Source organism: Curtobacterium citreum (assembly GCF_006715175.1).
In the GTDB taxonomy this organism is placed as follows: Bacteria; Actinomycetota; Actinomycetes; order Actinomycetales; family Microbacteriaceae; genus Curtobacterium; species Curtobacterium citreum.
Genome location: NZ_VFMQ01000001.1, coordinates 694,739 through 709,313, shown reverse-complemented (window position 1 = coordinate 709,313; position 14,575 = coordinate 694,739). Strand labels below are relative to the sequence as shown.

Below are 14,575 nucleotides of genomic sequence, written 5' to 3'. Positions count from 1 at the left end.
ACGGGACAGCGCGCTGCCACCGGCGGATCGGGGAGTCAGACGACGGGCATAGCGTGGGGCGGTCCGGGCACGCTCCGGACCCGTACGGGCGACCCGTACGACCGATCCGCACGACCAGGAAAGGACCTCCGCATGCCCCGCATCGGAACCAGCGACCTCCACGTGTTCCCCCTCGCCCTCGGCGGCAACGTCTTCGGCTGGACCGCCGACGAGCAGACCTCGCACCGGGTGCTCGACGCCTACACCGGTGCCGGCGGCGACTTCATCGACTCGGCGGACGTCTACTCCGCCTGGGGCGACGGCAACGAGGGCGGCGAGTCCGAGCGCGTCATCGGCTCGTGGCTCCGAGCCTCGGGCAAGCGCGACGACGTGGTGATCGCCACGAAGGTGTCGCAGCACCCGCAGTTCCCGGGGCTGTCGGCGTCGAACGTCGCCGCGGCCGCCCGCGCGAGCCTCGAGCGGCTCGGCACCGACCGGATCGACCTGTACTACGCGCACTTCGACGACCAGGACACCCCGCTCGAGGAGACCGTCCGCGCGTTCGACCAGCTCGTCCGCGAGGGCCTGGTGCGGTACACGGCGATCTCGAACTACTCCCGCGCACGCGCCGAGGAGTGGATCCGCATCGCGAAGGCCGACGGACTGGCGCTGCCGGTCGCGATCCAGCCGCACTACAACCTGGTCACCCGCGAGCCGTACGAGTCGGAGATCGCGCCGCTCGCCGCCGCCGAGGGCCTGGGCGTCGTGCCGTACTTCGCTCTGGCCGCCGGGTTCCTGACGGGCAAGTACCGGACGAAGGACGACTTCGCCGGGCGGGACCGCGAGGGCCAGGTGTCCGGGTACTTCTCGGACCAGGGACTCGCGGTGGTCGACGCCCTCGACACGATCGCACAGGCGCACGGCGTGGAGATCGCCTCGGTGGCGCTCGCGTGGCTGCAGGGCCGCCCGGACGTCGTCGCGCCGATCGCCAGTGCCCGGAACACCGAGCAGCTGCCGGCGCTCCTGGCGTCCGCCGAGCTCGAGCTCACCACGGACGAGGTCCGGACGCTCGACGACGCATCAGCCGCGGTGCCGACCGAGGCCTGATCCACGGGACTGAGCCGCGGGCGCTGGTGCCGGACTACTTGCCGTCCGGCGCCAGCGACCCGGTCAGCATCTGCCCCTGCGCGCGGGTCGCGAAGCACGAGATGAACGTGTTGCCCTGGTCCCAGGTGGCCTGGTCGGGAGCGTAGGAACCCTGCACCTGCACGTCGCCGATCTTCGCGGCCGCCGCGGTGTCGATCGCCTCGGAGCTCTGGCACGTCTTCGACGCCTGCTCGGCGAGGGCCTCGGGGCCGGGCCACTGGCTCGCGGACACCTGCACGCGGGCGGTGAGCTGCGCAGTGTGCGGCGAGGAGCAGTCGATCACCGTGTAGCTCTGGTCCCACGCGTTCGTGAACGGCGACAGGCACTCCCCGCCCGCCAGGTCCGTCCACGGGTGCACACCGGGGGCGGCCTGCGTCGTGGCGAACTGCAGGGTCGCGGCCGGCTGCTGCGGGGTGGAGCCCTGGGCCGTGCCGGACTCGGGGGTGGCCTCGGGCGTCGCGGGGGCCGAGGCGGCGGCGGTCGAGCTCGGTGCCGGCGTCGACTCCTCGATCGACCCGCCGAGGATCCAGCGGGTCAGGGCGAACACGGCGACGAGCAGCACGACGATGAGCACTACGGCGCCGCCGATGAGCAGCTGCTTCCCGCGCTTGCCCTCGTTCTTCAGGCGCGAGACGCCCTCGTCGAGCAGGACCGCGGCGCGGTTGGGCTGCGCGGGCTCGGCCGTGGGGCGCGGTGCCGCGGCCCGGTCGGCCGAGGGGACCGCGGGGACCGCGGGCATCATCCGCGTGCCGGTCTCGTGCGGGTCGTACCCGGTGGCGCCGAGCTGCCCGACGGCGGCGGTGCCGAACAGGTCCTTGATGGCGCTCGTGTCGCTGGTCTCGCGGCCGTCCCACTCGGACTGGTCGATCTCGTCGCCTTCCCCGACCCCGGGGGCGCCCGACCGGCGGGGGCCCGGCGTGACGTCGTCGTCGCGGTCGGCTCCGTGGCCGACGTCCTGCCGGTCGTCGATCGGGAACGGCAGTCGGGTCGTCGCCGCGTCGGACGCCGGACGCGGTGCCGGCTCGACCAGTGGCGGGACGGGTGCGGCGGTCGCGTCGGGTGCAGCCCACCACGGGGTGGCCCCGGTCGGCGGCTCGGAGGACGCAGCAGCTGACGACGGCTCCGGCGCGGACACCGGCGCAGCCACCGAGGCGACCGGCGCAGCGGGCGGCGGCGCGATCGGCAGCACCGTCGTCCCGTCCGCGGGGGTGTCGACCTCGCCCGAGATGACGTCGTCGTCCGCCTCGTCCGCGAGCGACCACGAGCCGGCGCCGAACGCCGTGGTGTCGAACGAGTCGGTCGTCAGGGTCGTCGGGACCTCGCCGGTCTCGTCGTCCCGGATCGCCCAGTCGAACGGGCGCTCGGTGGCGCCGCGCTCGTCGTCCCCGACGCCCTGCAGCCGCAGCAGCTCGGTGAAGCTCGGCGGCTCCCCGGTCGAGGGAGCCGGCGTCGGCGGGAGCACCCCGTGCACGCCGAGGGGCTGCGCCACCGGGCCCGTCGGGGTCACCGGCGGCGGAGGTGTCTGCGCACCGGTCGCCCGACCGAGCCAGTCGACGTCGCTGCGCCCCTGGCCGAACGGGTCGGTGCGACGGCGTTCCTCGTCGACGGCACGGTTCTCGGCCGCGCGCTCGTCCCGGTGCGTGAGCGCCGTCGGCAGCGTGATGGAGGAGGGGTGCTGCGTCGTGCTCGTCGGCGGCACCGGTGCGGCGGGCGGGATGCGCTCCCCGAGCGTCTCCCGCTCGTGCTCGGCGCTCGCCTGCGGGTTGACCGAGGGCGCCTGCAGCTCGTCGTCCATCCGGATGGCCTGCGTGGCCCCGGCGTCGTCCGGCTCGCGCGCGGCCGGCACCGAAGGCGTCACCGCCGGCGGCACCGGACGCTCGGCCAGCGGCGCGGGACGGCCGTCGGCAGGCTCTGCAGACTCGGCGGCCGAGGCCGGCGCGGTCGGCACGTCCGACGTGAACGGCTCCGGCAGCGGCGCGCCCGTCTCACGGGCGGCCCGCTCCGCCTCGCGGCGCTCGCGCCGCGAGGGCCACTCGTCCGCCGTCCGGGGCGCACCGAAGATGTCCGCGGCGCTGCGGAGCCCGCGGAACGGAGCGTCCGAGGCGGACGCGCGCTGAGCCTCCAGGCCGTCGTCCCCGTCTGCCGGGCCGGCGGTGTCCTCGGGCTCGCGCGCGCCGTCCGGACGCTCCCCGGTCACGCGCTCAGCCCCAGGTCGGCCAGCCCGATCGCGGCGAAGTAGGGGTACCCGGCCGCCTCGATGCGTTCCTTCGCGCCGGTGTCGCGGTCGACGACGACGGCGACGGCCGCGACGATCGCACCCTCGCGCTCGAGCGCCTCCGCGGCCTTGAGCGGCGACCCGCCGGTCGTGGAGGTGTCCTCGAGCACGACGACGCGCTTGCCGCGGACGTCGGGGCCCTCGACCTGCTTGCCGCGACCGTGGTCCTTCGGCTCCTTGCGCACGACGAACGCGTCGTAGGTCAGGCCGCGCGCGGCCGACTGGTGCAGCACGGCGCTCGCGATCGGGTCCGCACCCATGGTCAGGCCACCGACCGCGTCGACGTCCGGGACCTGCTGCAGCAGGTCCGTCATGACCTGTCCGATCAGGGGTGCGACGCGGTGGTCGAGGCTCACCTTGCGCAGGTCGATGTAGTACGAGGCCTGCTTCCCGCTGGTCAGCGTGAAGTCGCCGTGGAACACGGCCTCGTCCGAGATGTGCTGGATCAGCTGTTCGCGCGCGTCGGTCACAGCGCACCAGGGTAGTCGGTCACCCCGGGATCGCACCCGTCGGCCGTTCCCCGCCACCCGCAGGCGGCGCTCCGGACGGCTCGGTACGCTCCGCCTCATGTCCCACGACGCACCGGAGCCGCGCGCCTCGGTCACGTCCGGACCCGGTCCGGCGGCCCACCGCAGGTGGGTGGCGACGGTCGGCCGGGAGGCGCTGGGCGCGGTCGTCGCGCTGGCCCTGTCCGTCATCGCGTTGCGTCACGTCGTCGCGACCGAGCGGGTCGCCCTGCTCTGGTACGACGCGGACTCCGTGCTGCTGCCGCTCGTGGAGCGCTCGATCCGTTCCGGGCAGCCGTTCGAGTGGGCGATGTCCCCGGCGCTGTTCTTCTTCCCGGAGCTGCCGGTCTACCTGCTCTGCTCGCTCGTGACGGCGACGGCGCAGCAGGCCCTGGCGCTCAACGGGGTCCTGGTGCTGCTCGCCGTGTACGCCCTGGTGCGGGCGGCTGCGAACGAGCTCATGCCGTCGGCCCGGCGCTCGGCGCGGATCGCGACCGCGGCGGTGGCGCTCGGGTTCGTCACGCTGCTGGTGCTCACCGAGTCGTCTGCGACCGCCACGTCGCTCGAGCTCGCGTCGCTGCTCCTCACGACGACCTACTACTACGGCGCCCTGCTCGCGATGCTCGGCACCGCGGTGCTCGTGCTCCGCGCCGTCCGGACCGGTCGGGCGTCCGTGACCGTGCTCGTGGTCCTCGCGCTCGTCGCGGCGTGCACGACGGCGTCGAACCCGCTGTACGTGCCGTGGTCCGCGGCGCCGGTCGTCGTCACGCTCGTGCTGCTCGCCGCCGCACGACGGCTGTTGTGGCGCCCGGTCGCCCGGCTGTCCGGGGCGCTCGTCGCGGGGTCGGTGGTCGGGTACCTGCTGCGGATCCCGCTCCGTCCCTTCGTCTCCCTGGACCCGTCGACGTACGTGCACCCCGAGCACGCGGGCGAGACGCTGTCGTTCTTCGCCGCGCTCACCGACGACCGAGCAGGATCGGCCGCCGGGGACGCGGGTCTGCTCCTCCTGTTCGCGGGCGTGCTGCTCGCCGCGGGCGGGACGGTCTGGGCCTGGCGGGTCCGGACGTCGCGCACCGTGCTCGTCGCGACCGCGCTGCCGCTCGTCACGGTCGTCGCGGTGTCCGTCGGGGTGGTCGTCGCCGGGTCGGACACCCCGCGGTACCTCGAGCCGATCGTCACGGCCCCGCTCCTCGCGCTCGTGGCGGTCGCCGAGCTCACCCGCACCGCCGTCCGGACGACCCGCGTGCACCGGCCCCGCCGCGGGCTCCGGCTGACCCTGGCGGTCGCGGCCGCCGCGGTGCTCCTCGCCGGGGTCGCGACCGCGCCCGGCACCCTCTCGGCCGTCGCGCACGCCCGGTACGGCTCGGTCGCGTGCCTGGACCGGTGGGCGGACGGTCGGCAGGTCACCGGCGTCGGGCAGTTCTGGACCGTCCGACCGCTCGCCGCCTACGCCGCGTCCGACGTGCAGCTCCTGCAGGTGCGGGACACGTTCGACGCCTACCCGTGGCTCGTCGACCTCGGGGCCTACCGGGACGCCCGGCCGACGTTCGTCGTGATCGGGGCGAACGACGTCTGGACCACCGCGGTCGAGGACTCGCTCGGCTCCCCCGCGTCGATCACCCACTGCACCGGGTACGACGTGTACGACTACGCCGGGACCGCCGGCGCGGCGGTGCTGCGGCGGGACGTGGTGGGGAGCGCCGACGTGATCCGGCGCGAGCGGGGGTTCTGAGCGGGCGGCTGGCGTCCGCGCGTCGGCGTGCGGCGCGTGCGTGCGGCGCGTGCCGTCCGTCGTGTGTCGTTCGTCCATCGGACTTGTCCACAGCGGCGCGCCGTCGGACCGGGATGCCTGAACGGATGTATAGGCTCGACTCCGTGACTCGTCCCACCAACGGCCGCATCCCCCGCACGTCCCTTCGGTTCCGCCTCGCCGCCACCGGACTGGCGCTCGCCGGCCTGCTCGGGACGGTCCTGCTGGACGCGCCGAGTGCGAGTGCCGCGAAGTACCCCTCGTGGGACGACGTGATGGCCGCCCGCGGGCAGGAGTCCGCGAAGCAGGAGCAGATCACCACGATCCGGGGCATCATCGACGGCCTCGCGACCCAGGTGAAGGAAGCCGAGGCCGAGGCACAGCGGCTCGGCGACGAGTTCTACGCCGCGCAGAGCGACGCGCAGGACGCCGCCGAGAAGGAACAGAAGCTCCGCGCCGACGCCGAGGAGCACGCGAAGGTCGCCGAGCAGAGCGCCGCCCAGGCCGGGCAGCTCGCCGCGCAGATGGCCCGCCACGGTGGCGCCGACGTCACCGCCTCCGTGCTGTCCGGCGGCGAGTCCGCGCGCGACCTCCTCTACGACCTCGGTGCGCTGAGCAAGCTCTCCGAGCAGTCCGAGCGGGTCGAGGCGGCAGCGACCGCGGACGCCGCCGTCGCCCGTTCCCTCACCGCGCAGGCCGACCGGGCCTCGGCGGAGCTCGACCGGCTCGCCGCCGCCGCGCAGGAGCGGATGGACGCCGCCCAGGCCGCGGCCGACAAGGTCCAGTCGGCCTACACCGAGCAGCAGGACAACAAGGCCCGGCTCGACGCCCAGCTCGCGACGCTGACCTCGGGTCGGGTCCGGACCGAGGCCGAGTTCGCCAAGGGCGAGGCCGAGCGCAAGGCCGCGATCGAGAAGGCCGCGCGCGAGGCAGCAGCGGCCCGCGCGCGCGAAGCAGCGGCCGCGGCTGCTGCGGCGAACAGCGGCGGTGGCGGTGCTCCCGCGCCGAGCGGTGGTGGTGGCGGCGGCAGTGTGGGCTCCGGCTCCGGCACCGGTTGGGTCCGTCCCGCCGGCGGCTACGTCATCAGCCCCTACGGCTACCGCGTGCACCCGATCACCGGGCGGGTCACCAAGCACGACGGGCTCGACCTGACGAGCGGCTGCTCGACGGCGATCGTCGCGGCGTCGGCCGGCACCGTGGACTACGTCGGCTGGTACGGCGGGTACGGCAACTACGTCCGGATCAACCACGGCGGTGGCGTGAAGACCGCGTACGGGCACATCGTCAACGGCGGCTTCCGGGTCTCGCCTGGCCAGCAGGTCTCGGCCGGGCAGCTCATCGCCCTCGTCGGCTCGACCGGCAACTCGACCGGGTGCCACCTGCACTACGAGGTCCACATCAACGGCGCCACGACCGACCCCGCGCCGTTCATGGCGGCACGGGGCGTCGGCTTCTAGCCCGCGGTTCGTCGGCTTCGAGCACGCGGTCGATCGGCCCGCGCTCCGGCGGCACCGGTAGGTTCGATCCCATGCGCGTCGCGACCTGGAACGTCAACTCCGTCCGCACCCGAGTGGGCCGGATCGTCGACTGGCTGGTCCGCGAGGACGTCGACGTCCTCGGCATGCAGGAGATCAAGTGCAAGCCCGAGCAGTTCCCGGTGGAGGCGTTCGAGGCCGCCGGTTACCAGGTCGAGGCGCACGGCCTGAACCAGTGGAACGGCGTCGCGTTCGCCAGCCGGCTGCCGATGGAGGACGTCACCCGTGACTTCCCCGGCCAGCCCGGGTTCCTGAAGGGCCACGAGGGACCGGACCTGCCCGTCGAGGCCCGCGCGATGGGCGTCACCGTCGACGGCGTCCGGCTGTGGAGCCTCTACGTCCCGAACGGCCGCGAGCTCGGCGACCCGCACTACACGTACAAGCTCGACTGGCTCGAGCAGCTGGCCGACCGGACGTCCGAGTGGCTCGAGGCCGAGCCGGAGACACCCCTCGCGCTGATGGGCGACTGGAACGTCGCGCCGCTCGACCGGGACGTCTGGGACGTGGCCGTGTTCGAGGGCGCGACGCACGTCAGCGAACCGGAGCGTGCGGCGTTCCGCGCGTTCGAGTCCCGCGGCCTGCAGGACGTCGTCCGCCCGATCGTCCCCGAGGGCTACACGTACTGGGACTACAAGTCGCTCCGGTTCCCCCGCAACGAGGGCATGCGCATCGACTTCGTGCTCGGGTCCCAGGCCTTCGCGGACGTCACGGTCGGCGCGACCATCCACCGCGACGAGCGGAAGGGCGACGCTCCGAGCGACCACGTCCCCGTGTCGGTCGACCTGGACCTGGAGACCTCGCTCGACGACGACCGCCCGATGATCTTCTGACGCGTCCCCTCTCGCCCACCTGCTCCCACCGCGAGCGGGCAGGACACGCCGCCCGCGTCGCGCCCCGCGGGCGCAACACGCCGCCACGGGCCGCCGAGCGGCCCACATGTGGCCCACTCGCGACCCCGCGGCCTCGCGACGGACGGGAGGCACGGTGCCAGCCCGCCCCGCGCCTCCAGTCCGACAGTCCCCACCCGCCACCGCGAGCGGGCAGGACACGCCGCCCGCGTCGCGCCCCGCGGGCGCAACACGCCGCCACCGCCCGCCGAGCGGCCCACATGTGGCCCGCTCGGCGCCGCCGCCCGGGCGCGCCCGCTACAGGTGCAGCACCGCCGCGACCACGACGAGCACCGGCACCGCACCGATCGTCGAGACGAGCACGACGTCCCGCGCGACCGGCACGGCCGCCTGGTACCGCTGCGCGTAGTTGAAGACGTTCTGCGCCGCCGGCAGGGCACCGAGCGTCGTGAGCATGAACACGTCCTGCTCGTCGAGCCGGAACACGAACCGGGCGACCACGAACGCCACGAGCGGCATCACCACGAGCTTCAGCCCGGCGGCCACGAGCACGTCCGCCCGTATCGCGGGGTCCCGCAGCGGGGTCGCCCCGTGCAGGCTCATGCCGAAGGACAGCAGCACCACGGGCACCGCGGCGGCCCCGACGAGGGCGAAGGGCTCGAGGACCGGCGTCGGGATCTCGATCCGGAGCGCGGAGCACACCAGGCCGAGCAGCGACGCGATGATGATCGGGTTGCGGAAGGGTCCGGCGACCCGGCTCCGCCAGGTGCCCCCGGTGGCCGTCGCCGCGTCGAGGACGGTGAGCGCCAGCGGTGCGAGCACGACGAGCTGCAGCAGGATCACCGGGACGACCGCGGTGGCCTGGCCCAGGACGTAGACGGCGACCGGCAGCCCGATGTTGTTCGCGTTCACGTAGCCGGAGGCCAGCGCGCCCACCGTCGTCGTCGCGACCGACCGCCGGAGCACCAGGCGGAAGACCAGCACGGCGACGAGCGCCACGGTGACGGCGCTGATCAGCGAGACCCAGAGCATGGGCGACACCAGCGACTCGATGTGGGCAGTCGCGATGGTGTGGAAGAGCAGGCAGGGCATCAGGACGAAGAAGGCCAGCCGACTCATCACGAACTGGGCGTGCGGGCCGAGCAGCCCGGCGCGGCCGACGACGTACCCGGCGGCGATGATCGCGCCGATGATCGCGAACCCGGTCAAGACGCCACCCATCCCGTCCATCCTGTCAGCCCGGCCCCGGACGGACGACCATGTGACTGCTCACAGACGCGCTCGGACGGGAAATGCCGGACGCTTCGGTACCGTTGCACGCACCATGACCTCGACGCCCGACACGCTCACCCGTTCGACCGACTCCAGCCAGCCGCTCGTGCCGCTCCTCGAGGAGCGTTGGAGCCCCCGCTCCTACGACGAGACCGCCACCGTCACCGACGCGCAGCTCGACGCGCTGCTCGAGGCCGCCCGCTGGGCCCCGTCCGCGATGAACCACCAGCCGCGCCGCTTCGTCGCCGGCCGCCGTGGCACGGACACGTTCCGGAAGATCAACGACAACCTGCTCGGCTTCAACGCCGCGTGGGCGTTCCGCGCGAGCGCCCTCGTCGTCGGTGTCCTCGAGACCGTGACCGAGGACGGCGACGAGCGTCCGTTCGCGCAGTACGACCTCGGCCAGTCCCTCGCCGCGCTCACGGTCCAGGCGCACGCCGAGGGCCTGCACGTCCACCAGATGGCGGGCATCGACGCCGAGGGTCTCCGGGCCGCGTTCGACCTGCCGGAGCGCTTCCGGCCGTACACCGTGACGGCGATCGGCACCGTGACGGACCCCGCGCAGCTCGGCGACCAGGCCGCTGAGCGCGAGGTGGCCCCGCGCACGCGTCTCCCCCTCGACGAGGTCGTGCTCGTCAAGGAGTAGTCGACGAGCATCGGTCCGGCCCGCCCCCGTGGAGCGCTCCAGCACCACGGGGGCGTACCATGTCCGGACATGGATCAGCACACGACACCGGACCCCGCGCAGGACACGACACCGGACCCCGGCCAGGACCCCGCCGGGCCGGCCCCGGAGATGAACTTCTACACCCGCAAGTGGGTCCGCCCCGAGGACCTCAACGCCAACGGCACCCTGTTCGGCGGCAGCCTGCTGCGCTGGATCGACGAAGAGGCCGCGGTGTACGCGATCATCCAGCTCGGCAACGGCAAGGTCGTCACCAAGTACATGTCGGAGATCGTCTTCGTGTCCTCCGCACGCGAGGGCGACATCGTCGAGATCGGCCTCGTCGCGACCCGGTTCGGCCGCACCTCGCTCACGATGCGCGCCGAGGCCCGGAACCTCTTCACGCACCGGAGCATCCTCACCATCGACGAGGTCGTCTTCGTGAACCTCGGCGAGGACGGCAAGCCCGCCTCGCACGGGTACACCGACATCACCTACGCGCGCGACCGGGTCCCCGCGACGCACCGGGCCTGACGACCGCCCGCACCGGCGGAGCACGACGGATCTGGCAGGATCGAGGGCATGACCACGCCCCGCCTCGTCGCCTTCGACCTCGACGACACCCTCGCGCCGTCGAAGTCCCCGCTCGACCCGCGCATGCTCGAGACCTTCGCGTCGCTGCTCGCCACGGTCCCGGTCGCGGTCATCTCCGGCGGGAACTTCCAGCAGTTCGAGCAGCAGCTCGTGACGCCCCTGAGCGCCCGCGACGGACTCGTCCTCGACGACCTCCACCTGCTCCCGACCTGCGGCACCGCCTACTACCGCTGGTCCGGGTCCGACTGGGCACTGCAGTACGCCGAGGACCTCACCGACGACGAGAAGTCCCGCGCCCTCGCCGCGGTCGAGGCCCAGGCGAAGGCAGCCGGGCTCTGGGAGTCGGAGACCTGGGGCCCGATCCTCGAGGACCGCGGGTCACAGATCACGTTCTCGGCCCTCGGCCAGTCGGCGCCGGTGGACGTGAAGAAGCGGTGGGACCCGACCGGCGAGAAGAAGGACCACCTCCGCCGGCTCGTGCAGGCCGAGCTGCCCGACCTCGAGGTCCGCTCCGGCGGCTCGACGAGCGTGGACATCACCCGGAAGGGCATCGACAAGGCCTACGGCATGCGACGCCTCGCCGAGCTCACCGGCATCGCCCTCGACGACGTGCTGTTCGTCGGGGACCGCCTCGACCCCGAGGGCAACGACTACCCGGTCAAGGCGCTCGGTGTCCCCTGCCACGCGGTGGAGGGCTGGGAGGACACCGACGCGTTCCTGACGGAGCTGATCCCGACGCTGCGCTGAGCGTGCGCTGACGCGCACCGGACGGACGGGAGGCACGTGGCGGGCTCGCCACGTGCCTCCCGTCCGTCGTCCGGTCACGTCCGCGACGCGACGTGATCAGGCCAGGCCCGACCCGGCCGGGTCGGCTCAGGGGATGCTGCGGACCGCCTCGACGAAGGAGCGGATCCGCGCGACGTCCTTGACCCCTCGCTCCGACTCCACACCACTCGACACGTCCACGCCGTCGGGGTCCAGGGCCTCGACCGCGGCGACCACGTTCGCCGGGGTGAGCCCCCCGGCGAGGATCCACGCCTCGTCCACCTTCCCCGCGATCGTCGCGGGGTCGACGAGCCGCCCGCTGCCCGGCACGGCGGCGTCGAGCAGCAGCAGGTCGTGGTCGAAGGCCGCGCGCTGCTCGGGCGTCTCGCGCAGGAAGTCGTCGGCGGCGACGGCACGGATGGTGAAGAACCCGGCGTCCCGCGCACGCGCGAAGTCACTCGCCGACTCGCCCCCGTGCAGCTGGAGCGTGGTGAGCCCGACCTCGGACGCGATACCGACGATCTCGTCGATCTGCTGGTCGCGGAACACCCCGACGGCGTCGATGCCCTCCGGCACCCGCTCGACGAGCTCCTTCGCGAGGTCCGCCGTCACGGTGCGGGGGCTGCCGGCGGCGAAGACGAACCCGACCGCGTCGGCACCCGCGTCCACGGCGGCGTCGACGGTCTCGGGCGTCGACAGACCGCAGATCTTGATCCAGCGCTGGTCGCTCATGGATCCATCCTGCCAGGGACCTGGCCCGTCGGAGGCCGGGTCAGTGCAGGGTGCCCGCGATGTACGCCGCGGTGCACGCGGCGAGCACCCCGAAGGCCGCGAACGACCCGACCAGGACGTTCCGGCGACGCCAGCGACGGACCGCCGCGAAGGTGCCGCGCCGTGCGTGCCGGTGGGCGGCGCGGTGCAGCTTGTGGTCGCGCTTGTGCTTCGTCCGCTCCGGGCCGAGGGGCACCGGGCCGGTGATCCGCGTCGACCCGCCACGGAGCGCGCTCGCGACGGCGACCGCGGTCGGTCGGCGGGCCGGGTCGCGGTGGGTCATCTTCGCGAGCAGGTCGTGCCAGTCCGGGCCGACCGAGTCCGGGACCTCGGGGTCGTGCCGCAGCCGGGCGAGGGCAGCCTCGATCAGGGTGCCCGAGTACTCCTGCTTGCCGGTCAGCGACTCGAGGAGCACCAGGCCGAGCGAGTACACGTCGGTCGCGAAGCCGATCGGCTCCCCCGCGACCTGCTCCGGGCTGAGGTACGCCGCGGTGCCGATGATCGTGCCGTCGTTCGTCAAGCGGGAGCCGTCGACGAAGTGCGCCACGCCGAAGTCGGTGAGCTTCACGGCACGGGCGAAGCCGGAGGCGCCCTCGTCGTTGATGAGGATGTTCGCCGGCTTCACGTCGCGGTGCACGATGCCGCGCGAGTGCACGTACGCCAGGGCGTCGGCGAGCTGCGCCCCGAGGTCGGCGACCTCGTAGTTGTGCAGCGGGCCGCCCGCGAGCCGGCGGAGGAGCGTCGTGTCGGCGATGAGCTCCATCACGATGAAGCGGTGCGGGCCGTCCCCGAACTCGTGGGTGCCGGCGTCGTACAGCGGCACGAGACCCGGGTGCGACAGCATGCTGAGCAGCCGGATCTCGCGCTCCTGGCGGACCCGGTCGGCCGTCGTCATCGAGTCCGGCGTCGCGAAGAGCTTGACCGCGACCGCACGGTACGTGTGTTCGTCGCGAGCTTCGTAGACCGACCCCATGCCGCCCGTGCCGATGAGCTTGACGAGCCGGTAGCGGCCCGCCAGGACCGTGTCGGCCCGCGCGCTGTCGACCAGGGTCATGCTGTACTTCGATCCGTCGGGAGTCATCGGGTTCCGCGGCAGACGCCGACAAGGTGACTCACGGTCAACGGTACGCGTCCCACCTCGGATCCGCGGTGCCGTTACGACATCGTGATGGGGGACAGATCCCCGTGGATCCGCGGAACTGCGGGGGTAGCGTCCGGGTTCCCGGAGAGCCCGGGACTACGCAAGGAGGACATCGTGGCGCTGTCGAAGGGCGACGAGGTGCACTGGAACACCTCGCAGGGCAGGACGACCGGCAAGCTGGTCGAGAAGAAGACGAAGGACTTCACGTTCGACGGTCAGGACTTCAAGCCGACGGACGACGACCCGTACTGGATCGTCGAGTCGGAGAAGTCCGGCAACAAGGCCGCGCACAAGGAGTCGGCCCTCACGAAGAAGTGACCGCTCAGTCGTTCGCGGGTGCCGCAGGTCGGCGCCCGCGAGCGGCGCGTTCCGCCCGGGCACGCCGGACCCGTCGCACCACGAACGTCACCACGACGACGGCGATCGCGACGTAGAGCACCCGGTCGATCCACTCGGTGTACTGCTCGACCTTGTCGTACTGGGTCCCGAACGCCGCTCCGAGCAGCACCAGGCCGCTGTTCCAGATGCCGCTCGCGATGATCGTGAACACCGAGAACGTGCCGAGGTGCATCCGGTCGGCGCCCGCCGGCAGCGAGATCAGGCTCCGCACGATCGGCACGAACCGGCCGAAGAACACCGCGCTCCTGCCGTGCCGGTGGAACCAGTCCGCGGCCTTGCGGAAGTCGTCCTCGTCGACGAGCGGCAGCTTCCCGAGCCAGCGCACGGTCCGTTCGAACCCGATCACCGCGCCGAGCCAGTAGAGCACGAGCGCGCCGAGGTACGACCCGAGCGTCGCGAGCAGCAGCACGAGCACGAGGTTCATCCGCCCGGCTCCCGCCAGGAACCCCGCGAGCGGCAGGATCACCTCGGACGGGATGGGCGGGAACACCGTCTCGACGAAGAGCATGATCGCGACGCCCCACTCGCCGAGCGCGTCGATGACCTGCAGCACGAAGCCGGAGAGGCCACCGAGGTCCTCGGTGCCCGCCTCCTGACCCGCACTCCTGGTCGAGGCGGGCAGGGTCGGCGGCAGCGTGAGGGCGGTCGTCATGGGTCCACTCTGTCTGAGCGTCCTGCCAGGAGTCAGCACGCCACCTGAGCGCGAGCCGAGTGGGCGTGGTGCCGACGCGCTCGGCGACGTGTCGCCGAGGTGCCACGACTCGCCGCTGCGTGGGCGCCCGGGTGCGACGGACGGCCGCTCCGGACCGCGAGGTACCGGAATTCCGGCAGCTCGACGCACAGGGCGGGCAGGGCGGGAACGGGGGTGCGGCAGACGGACGGGAGGCACGGTGCCAGCTGGCACCGTGCCTCCCGTCCGTCAGGGCGTTG

14 protein-coding genes are annotated in these 14,575 nt (G+C 73.1%); 8 read left to right on the top strand and 6 right to left on the bottom strand.

Features of this window, described 5'->3' with window-relative positions:
- Positions 1 to 132: 132 nt before the first annotated feature.
- On the top strand, positions 133 to 1,086 hold the full coding sequence (locus FB462_RS03510; RefSeq protein WP_114850274.1) for an aldo/keto reductase: 954 nt from the start codon (positions 133 to 135) through the stop codon (positions 1,084 to 1,086).
- Between the two features lie 34 nt (positions 1,087 to 1,120).
- Here FB462_RS03510 and FB462_RS17480 read toward each other — a convergent pair whose 3' ends face one another.
- Together FB462_RS17480 and pyrE are read right to left on the bottom strand one after the other, a co-directional pair.
- Positions 1,121 to 3,322: a hypothetical protein gene (locus tag FB462_RS17480; protein WP_188868868.1), complete on the bottom strand. Its 2,202-nt coding sequence runs from the start codon at positions 3,320 to 3,322 to the stop codon at positions 1,121 to 1,123.
- Positions 3,319 to 3,870 carry an orotate phosphoribosyltransferase gene (pyrE, locus tag FB462_RS03500; RefSeq protein ID WP_141860204.1) on the bottom strand — a complete coding sequence of 184 codons (552 nt, stop codon included), beginning with the start codon at positions 3,868 to 3,870 and terminating at the stop codon, positions 3,319 to 3,321. The genes FB462_RS17480 and pyrE overlap by 4 nt, the downstream gene beginning before the upstream one ends.
- 97 nt (positions 3,871 to 3,967) lie before the next feature.
- Here pyrE and FB462_RS03495 point away from each other — a divergent pair, with 97 nt between their 5' ends.
- The 3 genes from FB462_RS03495 to FB462_RS03485 all read left to right on the top strand — a co-directional run bounded on the left by FB462_RS03495 (position 3,968) and on the right by FB462_RS03485 (position 8,021).
- A complete protein-coding gene (locus tag FB462_RS03495; RefSeq protein ID WP_141860202.1) occupies positions 3,968 to 5,638 on the top strand; it encodes a hypothetical protein in 1,671 nt (556 codons plus the stop codon).
- Between the two features lie 143 nt (positions 5,639 to 5,781).
- Positions 5,782 to 7,113, top strand: coding sequence for a peptidoglycan DD-metalloendopeptidase family protein (locus FB462_RS17790; protein ID WP_141860200.1), 1,332 nt, complete (start codon positions 5,782 to 5,784; stop codon positions 7,111 to 7,113).
- Positions 7,114 to 7,184: 71 nt separating this feature from the next.
- A complete protein-coding gene (locus tag FB462_RS03485; protein WP_114850278.1) occupies positions 7,185 to 8,021 on the top strand; it encodes an exodeoxyribonuclease III in 837 nt (278 codons plus the stop codon).
- A 315-nt stretch (positions 8,022 to 8,336) separates the two neighbouring features.
- Here the strand turns inward: FB462_RS03485 and FB462_RS03480 are convergent, their stop codons facing one another.
- Entirely contained in the window at positions 8,337 to 9,260 is a 924-nt protein-coding gene (locus tag FB462_RS03480; protein WP_141860198.1) for an AEC family transporter, read from the bottom strand.
- 103 nt (positions 9,261 to 9,363) lie between these two features.
- Here FB462_RS03480 and FB462_RS03475 point away from each other — a divergent pair, with 103 nt between their 5' ends.
- The 3 genes from FB462_RS03475 to FB462_RS03465 all read left to right on the top strand — a co-directional run bounded on the left by FB462_RS03475 (position 9,364) and on the right by FB462_RS03465 (position 11,316).
- Positions 9,364 to 9,957, top strand: a complete 594-nt coding sequence (locus tag FB462_RS03475) for a nitroreductase family protein (RefSeq protein WP_141860196.1) — start codon at positions 9,364 to 9,366, stop codon at positions 9,955 to 9,957.
- Positions 9,958 to 10,107: 150 nt separating this feature from the next.
- On the top strand, positions 10,108 to 10,509 hold the full coding sequence (locus tag FB462_RS03470) for an acyl-CoA thioesterase (protein WP_141863238.1): 402 nt from the start codon (positions 10,108 to 10,110) through the stop codon (positions 10,507 to 10,509).
- 48 nt (positions 10,510 to 10,557) lie between these two features.
- A complete protein-coding gene (locus tag FB462_RS03465; RefSeq protein WP_114850280.1) occupies positions 10,558 to 11,316 on the top strand; it encodes an HAD-IIB family hydrolase in 759 nt (252 codons plus the stop codon).
- A gap of 126 nt (positions 11,317 to 11,442) precedes the next feature.
- Here the strand turns inward: FB462_RS03465 and FB462_RS03460 are convergent, their stop codons facing one another.
- Both FB462_RS03460 and FB462_RS03455 read right to left on the bottom strand, forming a co-directional pair.
- On the bottom strand, positions 11,443 to 12,066 hold the full coding sequence (locus FB462_RS03460; protein ID WP_058741764.1) for a phosphoribosylanthranilate isomerase: 624 nt from the start codon (positions 12,064 to 12,066) through the stop codon (positions 11,443 to 11,445).
- Positions 12,067 to 12,106: 40 nt separating this feature from the next.
- Positions 12,107 to 13,159 carry a serine/threonine-protein kinase gene (locus FB462_RS03455; protein WP_167509988.1) on the bottom strand — a complete coding sequence of 351 codons (1,053 nt, stop codon included), beginning with the start codon at positions 13,157 to 13,159 and terminating at the stop codon, positions 12,107 to 12,109.
- A gap of 201 nt (positions 13,160 to 13,360) precedes the next feature.
- Between FB462_RS03455 and FB462_RS03450 the strand changes: the two genes are divergently transcribed.
- Positions 13,361 to 13,564, top strand: coding sequence for a hypervirulence associated TUDOR domain-containing protein (locus tag FB462_RS03450; protein WP_141860192.1), 204 nt, complete (start codon positions 13,361 to 13,363; stop codon positions 13,562 to 13,564).
- A 4-nt stretch (positions 13,565 to 13,568) separates the two neighbouring features.
- On the opposite strand, the gene FB462_RS03445 is transcribed toward FB462_RS03450, so the two are convergent.
- Complete coding sequence (locus FB462_RS03445) at positions 13,569 to 14,297, bottom strand: DedA family protein (protein WP_229666880.1); 729 nt, start codon at positions 14,295 to 14,297, stop codon at positions 13,569 to 13,571.
- Positions 14,298 to 14,575 lie beyond the last annotated feature (278 nt).